The sequence below is a fragment of the Bradyrhizobium sp. WSM4873 genome (assembly GCF_055811355.1).
The window spans coordinates 68,402-84,738 of sequence record NZ_JBVVPS010000024.1 but is presented as its reverse complement, the minus strand read 5'-3'; the positions used below and the strand labels follow the sequence as shown (position 1 = coordinate 84,738).

The 16,337-nt window shown below is 64.6% G+C and carries 13 protein-coding genes; 3 read left to right on the top strand and 10 right to left on the bottom strand.

The features are described 5' to 3' along the window. Positions 1 to 16 precede the first annotated feature (16 nt). A complete protein-coding gene (gene atpA / locus AC0L21_RS27115) occupies positions 17 to 1,546 on the bottom strand; it encodes a F0F1 ATP synthase subunit alpha (RefSeq protein WP_007604342.1) in 1,530 nt (509 codons plus the stop codon). Next, positions 1,546 to 2,106: a F0F1 ATP synthase subunit delta gene (locus tag AC0L21_RS27110; RefSeq protein WP_027566412.1), complete on the bottom strand. Its 561-nt coding sequence runs from the start codon at positions 2,104 to 2,106 to the stop codon at positions 1,546 to 1,548. Before AC0L21_RS27110 ends, atpA begins: the two co-directional genes overlap by 1 nt. A 645-nt stretch (positions 2,107 to 2,751) precedes the next feature. On the opposite strand from AC0L21_RS27110, the gene AC0L21_RS27105 reads away from it, so the two are divergent. After that, complete coding sequence (locus AC0L21_RS27105) at positions 2,752 to 3,261, top strand: septal ring lytic transglycosylase RlpA family protein (RefSeq protein WP_027566411.1); 510 nt, start codon at positions 2,752 to 2,754, stop codon at positions 3,259 to 3,261. Positions 3,262 to 3,431: 170 nt separating this feature from the next. Here AC0L21_RS27105 and AC0L21_RS27100 read toward each other — a convergent pair whose 3' ends face one another. Then, positions 3,432 to 5,642, bottom strand: coding sequence for a primosomal protein N' (locus AC0L21_RS27100; protein ID WP_473264772.1), 2,211 nt, complete (start codon positions 5,640 to 5,642; stop codon positions 3,432 to 3,434). Between the two features lie 111 nt (positions 5,643 to 5,753). Between AC0L21_RS27100 and AC0L21_RS27095 the strand changes: the two genes are divergently transcribed. Both AC0L21_RS27095 and AC0L21_RS27090 read left to right on the top strand, forming a co-directional pair. Continuing rightward, entirely contained in the window at positions 5,754 to 6,719 is a 966-nt protein-coding gene (locus AC0L21_RS27095) for a tyrosine recombinase XerC (RefSeq protein ID WP_473264771.1), read from the top strand. Between the two features lie 100 nt (positions 6,720 to 6,819). Then, positions 6,820 to 7,410 carry a DUF4337 domain-containing protein gene (locus tag AC0L21_RS27090; RefSeq protein WP_473264770.1) on the top strand — a complete coding sequence of 197 codons (591 nt, stop codon included), beginning with the start codon at positions 6,820 to 6,822 and terminating at the stop codon, positions 7,408 to 7,410. 159 nt (positions 7,411 to 7,569) lie between these two features. On the opposite strand, the gene AC0L21_RS27085 is transcribed toward AC0L21_RS27090, so the two are convergent. The 7 genes from AC0L21_RS27085 to AC0L21_RS27055 all read right to left on the bottom strand — a co-directional run bounded on the left by AC0L21_RS27085 (position 7,570) and on the right by AC0L21_RS27055 (position 16,335). Then, on the bottom strand, positions 7,570 to 8,100 hold the full coding sequence (locus AC0L21_RS27085) for a hypothetical protein (RefSeq protein ID WP_473264769.1): 531 nt from the start codon (positions 8,098 to 8,100) through the stop codon (positions 7,570 to 7,572). Positions 8,101 to 8,133: 33 nt separating this feature from the next. Beyond that, entirely contained in the window at positions 8,134 to 9,531 is a 1,398-nt protein-coding gene (lpdA, locus tag AC0L21_RS27080) for a dihydrolipoyl dehydrogenase (RefSeq protein WP_473264768.1), read from the bottom strand. A gap of 56 nt (positions 9,532 to 9,587) precedes the next feature. Next, positions 9,588 to 10,349: an SDR family oxidoreductase gene (locus tag AC0L21_RS27075; RefSeq protein ID WP_473264767.1), complete on the bottom strand. Its 762-nt coding sequence runs from the start codon at positions 10,347 to 10,349 to the stop codon at positions 9,588 to 9,590. Positions 10,350 to 10,401: 52 nt separating this feature from the next. Then, a complete protein-coding gene (gene odhB / locus AC0L21_RS27070; protein ID WP_473264766.1) occupies positions 10,402 to 11,646 on the bottom strand; it encodes a 2-oxoglutarate dehydrogenase complex dihydrolipoyllysine-residue succinyltransferase in 1,245 nt (414 codons plus the stop codon). 183 nt (positions 11,647 to 11,829) lie between these two features. Next, positions 11,830 to 14,799, bottom strand: a complete 2,970-nt coding sequence (locus AC0L21_RS27065) for a 2-oxoglutarate dehydrogenase E1 component (protein WP_473264765.1) — start codon at positions 14,797 to 14,799, stop codon at positions 11,830 to 11,832. A gap of 137 nt (positions 14,800 to 14,936) precedes the next feature. Continuing rightward, the gene (gene sucD, locus AC0L21_RS27060; protein WP_007598874.1) at positions 14,937 to 15,821 is read right to left on the bottom strand and encodes a succinate--CoA ligase subunit alpha; all 885 of its coding nucleotides are present in this window, start codon (positions 15,819 to 15,821) and stop codon (positions 14,937 to 14,939) included. Positions 15,822 to 15,855: 34 nt separating this feature from the next. Next, a complete protein-coding gene (locus AC0L21_RS27055; RefSeq protein ID WP_007598873.1) occupies positions 15,856 to 16,335 on the bottom strand; it encodes a DUF1579 family protein in 480 nt (159 codons plus the stop codon). Between the last annotated feature and the right edge of the window lie 2 nt (positions 16,336 to 16,337).

The window sequence follows — 16,337 nt, the reverse complement described above, 5'->3', positions numbered from 1 at the left end:
CTTTGCGACCGCTCTCTTATGCGAAGCTCTTGGCGAAACCTTCAACCACCGACTTCAGCTTGGCGGCGGTGTCGTCGGAGAGATCGCGGCTGTCGCGGATCGCGTTGAGGATCTCGACGTTCTTGCCGCGCAGCAGCGACAACAGACCGTCCTCGAACGCGCGCACCTTGTTGACCGGAAGCGGATCGAGATAGCCGTTGGTGCCGGCCCAGATCACGCAGACCTGCTCTTCCATCTTCAGCGGCGCGAACTGCGGCTGCTTCAGGAGCTCGGTCAGACGCGAGCCGCGGTTGAGCAGGCGCTGGGTCGAGGCGTCGAGGTCGGAGCCGAACTGCGCGAACGCCGCCATTTCGCGGTACTGCGCGAGCTCGCCCTTGATCTTGCCGGCGACCTTCTTGGTGGCCTTGGTCTGCGCCGAGGAGCCGACGCGCGACACCGACAGACCGACGTTCACCGCGGGGCGGATGCCCTGGAAGAACAGGTCGGTTTCGAGGAAGATCTGGCCGTCGGTGATCGAGATGACGTTGGTCGGAATGTAGGCCGACACGTCGTTGGCCTGGGTTTCGATGACCGGCAGCGCCGTCAGCGAGCCCGAGCCCTGGTCCTTGTTCAGCTTCGCCGCGCGCTCGAGCAGGCGGGAATGCAGATAGAACACGTCGCCCGGATAGGCTTCGCGGCCCGGCGGGCGGCGCAGCAGGAGCGACATCTGGCGGTAGGCGACGGCCTGCTTGGACAAATCGTCATAGATGATGACGGCGTGCATGCCGTTGTCGCGGAAGTACTCGCCCATGGTGCAGCCGGTGAACGGCGCGATGTACTGCATCGGCGCCGGATCGGACGCGGTGGCGGCGACGATGATCGAATATTCCAGCGCGCCCTGCTCTTCCAGCACCTTCACGAACTGGGCAACGGTCGAGCGCTTCTGGCCGATCGCGACGTAGACGCAATACAGCTTGATGTTCTCGTCCGGCTGCGCGTTGAGCGGCTTCTGGTTGAGGATGGTGTCGAGCGCGATCGCGGTCTTGCCGGTCTGACGGTCGCCGATGATCAGCTCGCGCTGGCCGCGGCCGATCGGGATCAGGGCGTCGATCGCCTTGAGGCCGGTCGCCATCGGTTCGTTCACGGACTTGCGCGGAATGATGCCGGGCGCCTTGACGTCGACGCGCATGCGCTTGTCGGCCTGGATCGGGCCCTTGCCGTCGATGGGATTGCCGAGCGCGTCGACGACGCGGCCGAGCAGGCCCTTGCCGACCGGCGCGTCCACGATGGCGCGGGTCCGCTTGACGGTCTGACCTTCCTTGATCTCACGGTCGGCGCCGAAAATGACGATACCGACGTTGTCGGTTTCGAGGTTCAGCGCCATGCCGCGGGTGCCGTTCTCGAACTCGACCATTTCACCGGCCTGGACGTTATCCAGGCCGTAAACGCGGGCGATGCCGTCGCCGACGGACAGCACCTGTCCGACTTCGGAGACTTCAGCTTCCTGGCCGAAATTCTTGATCTGGTCCTTGAGGATCGCGGAAATTTCCGCGGCGCGGATGTCCATCAGCCTGCCTCTTTCATCGCGTGCTTGATCGAATTGAGTTTGGTGCGAAGCGAGCTATCGATCATCCGGCTGCCAAGCTTGACCACGAGGCCACCGATGATCGAGGGATCGACCTTCACGTTGAGCGCGACGTCCTTGCCGGTCACCGACTTCAGGGCAACCTTGAGGGCGTCGAGATTCTTGTCCGATAGCGCCTCCGCCACGGTGACGTCGGCCGTGGCCTCGCCCTTGAACTTGGCGACCAGGGCGCGATAGGCGCGGATGACGTCAGCCACCGCGAACAGGCGGCGGTTGGCGGTCAGCACTTTCAGGAAATTGGCGGAGATGCCAGCGATGCCCGCCTTGTCCAAAACGGCCGAGAGGGCCCTGGACTGGGCGTCGGCCGCGAAAACCGGGCTGCGAACGAGGCGCTTCAGATCGGCGCTTTCGTTGAGCATACCCTCGAATTTCTCGAGATCGGCTTTGACCTCGTCGACCACCTTCTGGTCGCGGGCCAGTTCAAACAAGGCCGTTGCATAACGGCCCGACACACCGGAAACGGACGTATCTTCTGCAGCCACAGACGTGCTCTTTTTGCTGTCAAACTCGCAAGGGAAAAACCGTCGCCACAAAGCGGCGCCTAGCGATCCAAGCCCTTGGAATTCAAGCGGGACTTCGATTTTCGACCCCGCACGGAAGTGCCGGGCTCGTTAAAATCGCGGCTTTGCTAACATAGCAGGCGCGCACGTGCAACATGACGCCAAATTAAAGGCATGACGTTATGTCGCCAGTTCGTCGCACTCCACGACGACGCGACGATGACCTGCCACGCCGCGGAATTGCCACAGCGCTTAAGCCAGCCCGTGAGCCGACGCCGGCGATTTGTTCCTGCCCTCAGCGCATAGCGGCCATGAACACCGATCGCTGAGGCGTGATTCCGGGCCATCCGCTTCACTCGCCGAATACTTACCCAGTTCTAAATGCGGGAAGCGATGACTTCGTTTTACAGTATTTGTAAGTAATACAGAGGTTAACGAATCGTTAAAATCCAAGATTACGGAATATCTGCCGAATATCCCCGCCGGTAACAAGATATTACATGAAGACACAGAACGGATTTACTGCCCAATTCACGCCTCATTAGGAATCGAAACGCGGTCCCGCTCGCAAACTTACGGGGGCTCCACTTGCCACATATGTGGCAATACTAGCTTAGGGACCAATATATGCTTTGTTTGAAGACGCTGGGCTCTGTGACCCGGCCGCGTACGGCGATCGCCTTTGTTGCCGCAACTCTTCTCATCGGTGGAACTGCCACCGAAGCTTCCGCCAAATCCCGCCATCACCATCGGTATTCCCACCATCATCACCGCCACCACGCCCAGAACGATGCCAACACGACCTCCGATTGGCGTAACGCCAATGCGTCGATGACGCCGTCGCAGGGCACCGGACGTTCCTTCTCCGGCATGGCTTCCTTTTACGGGAATGAGTCCGGCAGCAGGACCGCCTCGGGCCAGCGCTTCAACCAGAACGCCATGACCGCGGCGCACCGTTCGCTGCCGTTCGGCACCAAGCTGCGCGTCACCCATGGCGGCTCGAGCGTCATCGTCACCATCAACGACCGTGGCCCGTTCATTCGCGGCCGTGTCCTCGACCTCTCCACGGGCGCTGCCCGCGCCATCGGCCTCACCGGCGCCGGCGTCGGCCGCGTCACCGCGGAAGTCGTCTCCTAAGGCGCGCGACGCCTGAAACAAGCCCGCCGTCTTGGGGGACGGCGGGCTTTTTTACGTGCTGTCATTCCGGGGCGCGACGAAGTCGCGAACCCGGAATCCATTCCCCCACCAACTCTGCCGCCCGATGGATTCCGGGCTCGCGCTATGCGCGCCCCGGAATGACAACCGGCCTACAAAAAGCTCTGCGGATCGACGTCGACTTCGAGCTTTTGATTGCCCTTCGGCTTCGGGCATACGGCAAGCCAGTTGCGCAGATAATCCGACAGGTCGAAGCCGCGCGCGGATTTCACCAGAATGCGGAAGCGGTAGCGGCCCTTGATGACCGCGAGCGGGGCTTCCGCCGGGCCCAGCACCACCACGCGCTCGTCGCGCGGCGCGAGCGCGACGAGGTGGCGGCCAAAGCCCTCGGCGCTCGGCCGGTCGCCGGCGGAAATGATCAGGCTCGCGAGCCGCCCGAACGGCGGATAGAGCGTGCGTTCACGCAAATCGATCTCGCTGTCGTAGAAGGCCTCGCGGTCGCAGGCGATCAGCGCCTTCATCACGGGATGATCGGGCTGATGGGTCTGGATATAGCCGATGCCACGGCCCTGCTCGCGCCCGGCGCGGCCGATCACCTGGTTGAGCAATTGCCAGGTGCGCTCGGAGGCGCGCGGATCGCCATTGGACAGGCCGAGATCCGCATCGACCAGGCCGACCAGATTGAGCCGCGGGAAATTGTGGCCCTTGGCCACGAGCTGCGTGCCGATGATGACGTCGACGCGACCCTCCGCGATGTCATTCAGCTCGGAGCGCATCGTCTCGATCGAGGTGATGAGATCGCTCGACAGCACCATGGTGCGCGCCTCCGGGAACAGCGCGGCCGCCTCTTCCTGCAAGCGCTCGACACCGGGCCCGACCGCGACCAGCGATTCCTCCGCCGCACAATGCGGACAGGTCTGCGGGCGCGGCATCGAGAAGCCGCAATGGTGACAGACGAGGCGCTGGCGGAAGCGATGATCGACCAGCCAGGCATCGCAGATGGTGCAGGCGAAGCGATGGCCGCAGGCGCGGCACAACGTCAACGGCGCATAGCCGCGGCGATTGAGGAACAAGAGCGCCTGCTCGCGCCGCTCGATCGCGGACCTGATCTCGGACGCCAGCCGCGGCGAGATGAAGCGGCCGCGCGCCGGCGGCTCGCGGCGCATGTCGATGGCCTCGATATGCGGCATGTGCTGGCCGCCGAAGCGCGACGGCAGCGCGATGCGCTGATAGCGGTTCTTGCGCGCATTGACCTCGGACTCGACCGACGGCGTCGCCGACGCCAGCACGATCGGGACCTTTGCGATGTGCGCGCGCACCACCGCCATGTCGCGGGCGTGATAATGCACGCCCTCGTCCTGCTTGTAGGCCTGGTCGTGCTCTTCATCGACCACAATGAGGCCGAGATTGGCGTAAGGCAGAAACAGCGCCGAGCGCGCGCCGATCACGACCGGCGCGCTGCCCTCGGAGATCGCCGCCCAATTGCGCGCGCGGGTGCGCGGCGTCAGCTCGGAATGCCATTCCAGAGGGCGCACGCCAAAACGTTGCGCGAAGCGATCGAGGAACTGGCCGGTGAGCGCGATCTCCGGCATCAGGATCAGCGACTGCTTTCCGCGTCGGGTCGCCTCGGCCACGGCTTCGAAATAAACCTCGGTCTTGCCCGAGCCGGTGACACCATCGAGCAGCGCGACGTGAAAGCTGCCGTTGGCGGCGAGCGCGCGCATGGCATCGACCCCGGCGCGCTGGAGCGGCGAAAAATCCGGCCGGCTGAAATCCGGATCTGGGGCCGGCGGCGGCGGAGCCGGCGGCATCGGCTCGACCGTGAGCGTGCCTTCGTCGACGAGGCCGTCGATCACGCCAGCCGAAACGCCGGCCTCCCTGGCGGCTTCCGACTTGCCGTGCAGCAGCCGGTCCGACAGCACCTGGATCAGGCGCTGCCGCGCCGGCGTCAGACGTTTTGGCGGATCGCCGACCAGGCGCACGCCAGCGCGCACCCGCTCGGGGCCGAGGTTCTCGCCCATCCGCAGGCACATGCGCAGCACCATGCCGCGCGGGCTCAGCGTGTAATTGGCGATCCAGTCCACGACCGCACGCAGCTCGGGCTTCAGCGGCGGGATGTCGAGCTTTTCGCTGACCTCCTTGAGGCGGTTGTGCAGGCGCGGATCCGGATTGGCGTTTTCGGCCCAGACCACGGCGAGCACCTCGCGCGGGCCGAGCGGCACGCCGATAATATCGCCCGCCTTCAGCTCCATCCCGCGCGGCACCTTGTAGGAATAGGTCTGGTCGAGCGCGACCGGCACCAGCACGTCGACCATGCGGGTCGCGTTGGCGGAAACGGCGTTGCTGCGCGACGTGTGATCCATGAGGGGGAATCGGAACCCGGGGGCTTCAAGGCTAGCGCCCTGAGGCGGCCTTAGCGAACGATAAACGAGTGTGATGCGATATACTGAGTGGAATCACCACGTCCAGAGCGCATGAGCAAAGCGGCCGCCCCACAGATCGAGCTCGCCAGCGCCGATCCTGATATCGCGCAGGAGATGACGCGCTGGCTGTCGCATCTCGGCGCGGAGCGACGGCTGTCGCCGAAGACGCTGGAAGCCTATGCCCGCGATTTGCGGCAGTGCTTGAATTTCCTCTGCGGCCATTGGGGCGAGCGGGTGACGCTGAAGCGTTTCGCCGCGCTGGAGGCCACCGATATCAGGGCCTTCATGGCGATGCGCCGCGCCGACGATATTGCCGGTCGCTCGCTGATGCGCGCACTCGCGGGGCTGCGCTCGTTCGGCCGCTTCCTTGAGCGCGAAGGCAAGGGCAAGGTTGGCGCGCTCTCGGCGATCCGCGCGCCGAAAGTCGCAAAGAGCCTGCCAAAGCCGTTGCCGATGGCGTCGGCCAAGCGTCTTGCGGACGCCGACGAGCGCGCCGGCGAGGACCGCGAGACCTGGATTCTGGCGCGCGATGCCGCGGTGATGGCGCTCCTCTACGGCTCGGGCCTGCGCATCTCCGAAGCGCTGGGGCTGACGCGCCGCGAGGTGCCGCGTCCCGGTGAAGGCGACGTGCTGATCGTAACCGGCAAAGGCAACAAGACCCGCATGGTGCCGGTGCTGCAGAACGTGCTCGCGCTCGTGCAGGAGTACGTCGCGATGTGCCCGTATCCGCTGCCGGCGGAGGGGCCGATCTTCGTCGGCGCACGCGGCGGGCCCTTGAGCCCGCGCATCATCCAGCTCGCGATGGAGCGGCTGCGCGGCGCGCTCGGCCTGCCCGATAGCGCCACGCCGCACGCGCTCCGGCATTCCTTCGCCACGCACCTGTTGTCACGCGGCGGCGATTTGCGCGCGATCCAGGAATTGCTCGGCCATGCCTCGCTCTCGACCACGCAGATCTATACCGGCATCGATGCCGAACGGCTGCTGGAAGTTTATGCCAGCGCGCATCCCCGTCGCTGATGCTGACATGAAGCTGTCATAGCAAGCCTCTCGGCGCGCATGCCTCTTGCGCGGCGCCCGCGGTTCGGTCAATCGTGGGGAACCGAGCCAGGAGGGACTTATGAGCGCACATGAAAGCATGGAGCATGCCGAGCACGCCGAACACGCGTCCGGCTCGAACAAGAAGATCGCGCTCCTGATTGCCGTTCTGGCGCTGTTCCTGGCGATCTCCGAGACGCTCGGCAAGGGCGCGCAGACCGAATCGATCAGCAAGAACGTCGAGGCCTCCAACCTCTGGGCGTTCTTCCAGGCCAAGAGTATCCGCCGCACCATGGTGCAGAGCATGGCGGACCAGGGCAAGCTCATCCTCGGCGCGGCGAGCGACGAGGCCAACAAGGTGGCCGTGCAGAAGCAGATCGAGGACTGGCAGAAGACCGCGCAACGCTACCGTTCCGAGCCAGAGACCGGCGAAGGCACCGAGCAGCTGGCCGAAAAGGCCAAGCACGCCGAGCATGAGCGCGACGAGGCGACTGCGAAATATCATCACTTCGAACTGGCATCCGCGGCCTTCCAGATCGGCATCGTGCTGGCGTCGGCCACCATCATCACCGGCATGATCGCACTCGCTTATGTCGCCGGCCTGCTGACGATCGCTGGGCTCGTCATGACCGGGCTCGGCCTGTGGCTGCCGCATCTGCTGCATTTGCATTAGCGAAAACGAAACGCGTGGTTTGACGCCACACACGCAGTGTCATGCCCCGGCTTGACCGGGGCATCCAGTATGCCGCGGCTTCTCCGTATCCATTGCCCTCTCTGGAATACTGGATCGCCCGGTCAAGCCGGGCGATGACAGCGAGTGTGCGGCGAACCTTCAACGCGCTTCGTGCACGCTCTTGCGAAACCGCTGGATCAGGCGGAGCGTGCGGGAGGACCAGCCTTCGCCGTTGCCGGCGATCAGCTCGCGGATGCGCCGCTTGATCGGATCGACCAGCTCGGCGGCCTTGGCACGCAGCTTCAGCACCAGATCATAGAGCCGCTCGAACCACGCCATCTCCATCAGCTTGTCGCGCGTCACATCGAACACGAAGGCGGTGACGCCGACCCCGAGCAGCTTTGCGAACACGATGGTGAAGACCGCGCTGGTCCAGTATTCGTGCGTGAGCAGCCACAGGCCGACCAGCTTGAGCGGAAACAGCGGAATGATGGGCACGGCGAACACGATCAGCGTCATCGCCGGCGACAGCGCATCGACGCGGTCCGACAGCCATTGCTTGAGCCGCGCGAGCGGGACAATTGCGACAACCCGCGCAACGATCGGTTCGAGATGGTCCCACAGCCAGGCTTCGATCAAGAAGATGATCGCGAGCAGGACCCAGACCGGTTGAAGCAGGCGGCGTAGCATGTGTTTCCCGCCCGATTCGGCGCTGGGCGCCACCTACATATGGATGGCCCGCTTGCCGACTGCAAGCGCGGCCTCCTTGATGGCCTCCGAGCGGGTCGGGTGCGCGTGGCAGGTGCGCGCGAGATCCTCCGCGCTGCCGCCAAACTCCATGAGAACAGCCGCCTCGTGGATCATTTCCCCGGCTTCGCGGCCGATTATGTGCACGCCGAGCACGCGATCGGTCTTCGCATCTGCGAGAATCTTCACAAAGCCGTCGGTGGTCTGGTTCACCTTGGAGCGGCCGTTGGCGGTAAAGGGAAACTTTCCGACGGTATAAGCCACGCCCGCCTGCTTCAGCTCCTCCTCGGTCTTGCCCACGGAGGATACTTCCGGCGTGGTATACACGACGCCGGGGATAACATCGTAGTTCACGTGGCCGGCCTGCCCGGCGATGATCTCGGCAACCGCGACGCCTTCATCCTCGGCCTTGTGCGCGAGCATCGGACCCGCGACGACGTCGCCGATAGCATAGACGCCCTTCACGCTGGTGGCGAAGTGCGGATCGATCTGCACGCGGCCGCGATTGTCGAGCGCAACGCCGGCTTCCTTCAGGCCGAGCCCCTCCGTATACGGCACACGGCCGATACAGACGAGAACGACGTCGGCTTCCAGCGTCTCGGCAGCGCCGCCGGCGGCGGGCTCGACCGTCGCTTTCAGCGTCTTGCCGGAGGTGTCCACGCCCGTGACCTTGGCACCGAGCTTGAACGCAAAGCCCTGCTTCTCCAGGATGCGCTGGAATTGCTTGGCGATCTCGCCGTCCATGCCGGGCAGAATGCGGTCGAGGAATTCGACGACGACGACTTCGGCGCCGAGACGGTGCCAGACCGAGCCGAGCTCGAGGCCGATCACGCCGGCGCCGACGATCAGCAGCTTGCCGGGGACCTTGTCCAGCGACAGCGCGCCGGTCGACGACACGATGCGCGCCTCGTCGATTTCGATGCCCTTGAGCCGCGCGATGTCCGAGCCGGTGGCGATCACGATGCTCTTGGTTTCGATGATTTGCGACTTGCCGTCGGCGGAGACTTCAACCTTGCCGGTACCGAGAATCTTGCCGGCGCCCTTGAGCACGTCGATCTTGTTCTTCTTCATCAGGAACTCGACGCCCTTGACGTTACCGTCGATGCCCTGCTGCTTGAAATTCATCATCGCAGGCAAATCGAGCTTCGGCGCGGAGACGCTGACGCCCATCTTGGCGAAGGAATGCCCGGCTTCCTCGAACATTTCGGACGCGTGCAGCAGCGCCTTCGACGGCATGCAGCCGACATTGAGGCAGGTGCCGCCGAGCGTCGCGTTCTTTTCGACCACGGCGACTTTCATGCCGAGCTGCGCTGCACGCACCGCGCAGACATAACCGCCCGGTCCGGTGCCGATGACGACGAGATCGTATGCCATGAGAGAAAGTCCCGTAAGTTTAGCGTTGAGGGATGTGTCAGCGTCCGCGCGGCGCGTCAGCGTCCGCCGGACACATCGAGAATGGCTGAGGTGACGTAGGAGGCCTCGTCCGACATCAGCCAGACGATGGCATTGGCGACTTCATCGGCAGTACCGACGCGCTTCATCGGCACCATATGGGCCAGACGATGGGCGCGGTCGGGCTCACCGCCGGCAGCGTGGATTTCGGTGTCGATCAGGCCGGGCCGGATGCCCGCGACGCGAATGCCCTCCCCGGCAACCTCATAGCCGAGGCCGACGGTGAAGGAATCGATCGCGCCCTTCGACGCGGCATAATCGACATAGGTGTTCGGCGCGCCGAGCTTGGCAGCAACCGATGACAGATTGACGATGACGCCGCCCTGGCCGCCGTGCCTGGTCGACATCCGCTTCACCGCTTCGCGCGCGCAGAGGATGGAGCCGGTGACGTTGACCGCCATCACGCGCTGGATGCGCTCGGCCGACATCTCATCGACGCGCACGCCACTGGTCCCGACGATACCGCCATTGTTGACGAGCGCGCCGAGCGTGCCGAATGCGTCTGCGGCCTTGAACAGCGCCAGGATGTCGCTTTCCTCGGCGACGTCGCATTTCACCGCGATGGCCTTGCCGTTGCTGGCAGCGATCTCGGCGACCACCTCGTCGGCGGCCGTCTTATTGCTGGCATAGCCGACCACGACACGGAAGCCGCGCGCGGCCGCCGCAATCGCGGTCGCGCGGCCAATGCCGCGGCTGCCGCCGGTGATGACAACGACTTTATCGGTCACGCGCGCCTCCATGGTTCGACACGCGCCGTCGCGAAAGGCGACGGCGCTCGCAGAGCATCAGGGATCAGAGATCGAGCACCAGGCGCGCCGGATCTTCCAGGCTCTCCTTGACGCGAACCAGGAAGGTCACGGCTTCCTTGCCGTCGATGACGCGATGATCGTAGGACAGCGCGAGATACATCATCGGGCGGACCTCGATCTTGCCGCCGACGACCATCGGCCGCTCCTGGATCTTGTGCATGCCGAGAATGCCGGACTGCGGCGCGTTCAGGATCGGGGTCGACATCAGCGAGCCGTAGATGCCGCCGTTGGTGATGGTGAAGGTGCCGCCCTGCATCTCGTCGATCTTGAGCTGGCCGTCACGGGCGCGGCGGCCGAAATCGGCGATGCCCTTCTCGATGTCGGCGATCGACTTGTTGTCGCAGTCGCGCACCACGGGCACGACGAGGCCCTTGTCGGTGCCGACGGCGACGCCGATGTGATAGTAGTTCTTGTAGATCAGATCGGTGCCGTCGATCTCGGCGTTGACGGCCGGGATGTCCTTCAGCCCCTGCACGACGGCCTTGGTGAAGAAGCCCATGAAGCCGAGCTTCGAGCCATGCTTCTTCTCGAACGCATCCTTGTAGTGCGCACGCAGCGCCATGACGTTGGTCATGTCGACCTCGTTGAAGGTCGTGAGCATCGCGGCGGTGTTCTGCACGTCCTTGAGCCGGCGCGCGATGGTCTGGCGCAACCGGGTCATCTTGACGCGCTCTTCGCGGGCGGCGTCATCGGCCGGCGAGGGTGCGCGGACCTGAACCGCGGCGGCCGGCTGGTTGACCGGGGTCGGCGCCGAGGCCGCACGCTCGATTGCGGCGAGCATGTCGCCCTTGGTGACGCGACCGTCCTTGCCGGAGCCCGGAACGGTCGAGGCGTCGATGCCGGTCTCGGCCGAGAGCTTTCGCACGGAGGGAGCGAGGGGAGAGTCGGCCGGCGGTGCTTTCGCGGCAGCGGGGGCGGCGGCTGGGGCCGCCGCGGCGGGAGCAGGCGCGGGCGCGGCAGCCGGCTTGGCGGGCGTCTTTGCGACGCCAGCCGTGCCCTCGGTGATCTGCCCGAGCAGCGCACCGACCGCAACGGTCGTGCCATCTGCGGCGATGATCTCGCTCAGCGTGCCGGCGGAGGGCGCCGGGACTTCGATGGTGACCTTGTCGGTCTCGAGCTCCACCAAGGGCTCGTCGACGGCGACGGGATCGCCGGCCTTCTTGAACCAGCGGCCGATGGTGGCCTCGGTGACGGATTCGCCGAGGGTCGGCACACGAATTTCAGTCATGGTCTTTTCCTTAAGGAGATCGCCAATGCGGTCGTGAATTTCACAGGTGTCATGCCCCGCGAAGGCGGGGCATCCAGTACTCCGCGGCGTTCGTGGTCATCACGGCCGTCACGGCGTACTGGATCGCCCGCCCCAGTGCGCAATTGCGCACAAGGCGGGCGATGACAGCGTCCTAAAAACTTCTCAGCTCAATGCTTCGTCCAGGAACGCCTTCAACTGCGCCTGATGCTTGGACATCAGACCCGTGGCGGTCGCAGCGGAGGCGGCGCGGCCGACATAACGCGGACGCCGGCTCACACCGTTCACCTGGTTCAGCACCCATTCCAGATAGGGCTCGATGAAGTGCCAGGCCCCCATGTTGCGGGGCTCTTCCTGGCACCACACCACTTCAGCCTTCTTGAAGCGCGACAGCTCGGCCACCAGCGCCTTGAGCGGCACCGGATAGAGCTGCTCGATGCGCATCAGGTAGATGTCGTCCATCCCGCGCTTCTCGCGCTCCTCGTAGAGGTCGTAATAGACCTTGCCCGAGCAGAGCACGATGCGGCGGATCTTCTCGTCGGGAACGAGCTTGATCGCTTCGCCCGGCAGCATCTGGGCGTCGTCATAGAGGATGCGGTGGAAGGTGGTCCCCTTCGCGAGCTCCTCGAGACGCGAGACCGCCCGCTTGTGACGCAGCAGCGACTTCGGCGTCATCACGATCAGCGGCTTGCGGATCTCGCGATGGAGCTGCCTACGCAGCACGTGGAAGTAGTTCGCCGGCGTGGTCGGATACACCACCTGCATGTTGTCTTCTGCGCACATCTGGAGATAACGCTCCAGACGCGCCGAGGAGTGCTCCGGTCCCTGGCCCTCATAGCCGTGCGGCAGGAGGCAGACGAGGCCGGACATGCGCAGCCATTTGCGCTCACCCGAGGAGATGAACTGGTCGAACACGACCTGCGCGCCGTTGGCGAAATCGCCGAACTGCGCTTCCCACAGGGTCAACGTGTTCGGCTCGGCGAGCGAGTAGCCGTATTCGAAGCCGAGCACGGCTTCTTCCGACAGCAGCGAGTTGATGACCTCGTAATGGCCCTGCTCGTGACCGAGATGGTTGAACGGCGTGTAGCGGCTCTCGTCTTCCTGGTCGATCAGGACCGAGTGGCGCTGCGAGAAGGTGCCGCGCTCCGAATCCTGCCCGGACAGGCGGACATGGTGGTTCTCGTTGAGCAGCGTGCAGAACGCCAGCGCCTCGCCGGTCGCCCAGTCGATGCCCGTGCCGCCGTCGATCGCCCTGGCGCGGTTTTCGAGGAAGCGCTGGATGGTGCGATGGACGCGGAAACCATCCGGCACCTTGGTGATCTTGCGGCCGATGTCCTTCAGTGCGGCGATGTCGACGCCGGTAACGCCACGCCGCGCGTCTTCTTCCTGATCCGCGATCTTGAAGCCGGCCCATTTGCCGTCGAGCCAGTCGGCCTTGTTGGGCTTGTAGCCGGAGCCGGCTTCGAGCTCGGCATCGAGCCGCGCGCGCCAGTCGGCCTTGGCCTTCTCGACCTCGCCCTCGGTCAGCACGCCTTCGCTGATGAGGCGGCGGGCATAGAGCTCGAGCGTCGACGGATGGGCCGCGATCTTCTTGTACATCACCGGCTGGGTGAAAGCCGGCTCGTCGCCCTCGTTATGGCCATGCCTGCGGTAGCAGAACATGTCGATGACGACGGGCTTGTGGAATTTCTGCCGGAACTCGGTCGCGACCTTGGCCGCGAACACGACGGCTTCCGGATCGTCGCCGTTGACGTGGAAGATCGGCGCGTCGATCATCTTCGCCACGTCGGACGGATACGGCGACGAACGCGAATAACGCGGATAGGTGGTGAAGCCGATCTGGTTGTTGACGATGAAGTGCACGGAGCCGCCGGTGCGGTAGCCCTTCAGGTCCGACAGGCCGAAACATTCCGCGACCACGCCTTGGCCCGCAAAGGCTGCGTCGCCGTGCATCAGGAGCGGCATCACCGAGATGCGCATATCCGGCGGATCGCCGTGCTGATCCTGCTTGGCGCGGACTTTTCCGAGCACCACGGGATCGACGATCTCGAGATGTGAGGGGTTGGCGGTCAGCGACAGATGGATGCGGTTGCCGTCGAACTCGCGATCCGAGGACGCGCCGAGGTGATACTTGACGTCGCCCGAGCCTTCGACCGCATCAGGATTGGCCGAACCGCCCTTGAACTCGTGGAACAGCGCGCGGTGCGGCTTGCCCATCACCTGGGTCAGCACGTTGAGGCGGCCACGATGCGGCATGCCCAGCACGACTTCTTTCACGCCGAGATTGCCGCCACGCTTGATGATCTGCTCGAGCGCGGGGATCAGCGATTCAGCACCGTCCAGGCCGAAGCGCTTGGTGCCGGTGAACTTGGTGTCGCAGAATTTCTCGAAGCCTTCGGCTTCGACCAGCTTCATCAGGATGGCGCGGCGGCCTTCGCGGGTGAAGGAGATTTCCTTGTCCGGCCCCTCGATGCGCTCCTGGATCCAGGCCTTCTGCGCCGCGTTGGTGATGTGCATGAACTCGACGCCGAGCGTCTGGCAGTAGGTGCGCTCGCAGATCGCGGTGATTTCGCGCAAGTTGGCGTATTCGAGACCGAGCACATGGTCGAGGAAGATCTTGCGGTCGAAATCGGCTTCGCTGAAGCCGTAGGTCCGCGGATCGAGCTCTTCGCGATTGCGCTGGGCTTCGATGCCGAGCGGATCGAGCTTGGCGTGGAAGTGGCCGCGCATGCGGTAGGAGCGGATCAGCATCAGCGCCCGGACCGAGTCGCGGGTGGCCTGGAGCAGGTCGGCGGAGGAGAGGCCGCCGGCCTTGTCGCCACCCTTGGCCTGGGCCTTGGCGGCGATCTTGGCGCCGACCGTCTTCTCGACTTCCGCCCAATTGCCGTCGAGCGCGGAGGTCAGATCGTCCTGCGGGATCAGCGGCCAGTTGGCGCGCTCCCAGGACGGGCCCTGGGCGTTCTTGCTGATGTCGCCCGGCTGGTCGTTGAGGCTCTTGAAGAATTCCTGCCACTCAGTGTCGACTGAGGACGGGTCCTTCTCGTAGCGGGCGTAGATTTCGTCGATGTAGGTGGCGTTGGTGCCCTGCAAAAAGGAAGAGAGGGCAAAGGCTGCGTTCGCGTCTTGGCGAGACATGCTTGAGTTCCTGGCGATTTCGGTTCGCGCATAACAAACGGCGCTGGCGCTGGGCTCCCCGGCAGAGGACCAGCGCGACAGGCACCATTTACCCTATTTGCTGCGAAACTTCGCCCGGAAAATTACGAAGGTGTGAATCAGGCTTTCAATTTTTCGGCAAGCGTGTGCCCAAGGCGGGCGGGAGACGGGGACACTGTAATTCCTGCCGATTTCATCGCGTCGGTCTTGGAACCGGCGTCGCCCTTGCCGCCCGAAATGATCGCGCCGGCGTGGCCCATGCGGCGGCCGGGAGGGGCCGTGACACCGGCGATGAAACCGACCATCGGCTTCTGGCGGCCGCGCTTGGCTTCGTCCTTAAGGAACTGGGCGGCGTCCTCCTCGGCGGAACCGCCGATCTCGCCGATCATGATGATCGACTCGGTCTTGGGGTCGCCGAGCAGCATTTCCAGCACGTCAATGAACTCGGTTCCCTTGACCGGATCGCCGCCGATGCCGACCGCGGTGGTCTGGCCGAGGCCTTCCTGGGTGGTCTGGAACACGGCTTCGTAGGTCAGGGTCCCCGAGCGCGAGACGATGCCGACGCTGCCGGTCTTGAAGATGTTGGCCGGCATGATGCCGATCTTGCACTCGCCGGCGGTCATGACGCCCGGGCAGTTCGGCCCGATCAGGCGCGACTTGGAACCGGCCAGCGAACGCTTCACCCTGACCATGTCGATGACCGGGATACCTTCCGTGATGCAGACGATCAGCGGGATCTCGGCATCGATGGCTTCGCAGATCGCATCGGCCGCGCCCGGCGGCGGCACGTAGATCACCGATGCATCGGCGCCGGTCTTCTCACGCGCCTCGCGCACGGTGTCGAACACCGGCAGGCCCAGATGCGTCGCGCCGCCTTTGCCCGGCGAAGTGCCGCCGACCATCTTAGTGCCATAGGCAATCGCGGCCTCCGAGTGGAAGGTGCCGTTCTTGCCGGTAAAGCCCTGGCAGATGACCTTGGTGTTCTTGTCGATCAGGATGGACATGAGGTCTGCTTTCGCGAAACTAACGAGTGAGAGGTCAGTGGATGCGGCGGTAGACGCCGGTGAGCACGTCGGCCCAGCCTTCCGCGTCCGGCGAGAACTGGATCTTCAACGAATAGGAATCGTCGTCGATGATTTCATAGACGTGGCGCGCATTGCCTCGCAGCGAGCCGCGCACCAGCGTCAGGGTCTTGCCGACCCACCCGCCGGAGGCGGGCGAGGGCGGCGTGTAGCCGAGCGAATCGTACCAGAACAATTTATAGGTCCGGTCTTCGCGGTCGAAGGTGAAGATGCCGTGGGTGGCGAAGCTCTGCTTGCCGTCGCGGGTCTGGACCGAGTCCTGGATCAGATAGAAGCCATTGAGATCCATGTGGGCCACGACGTGAGAGGTCGCTGTCCCGCCCTCCGTCCATCGCGACGGAAAGACCACCTCTTCGCCATTCCATTCACCGGCGAACGCGGCAAGGCGCGCGTGCTCCGGCAGCGGGGATGATGCAGCGAGATGGTCCTGGGTCATGG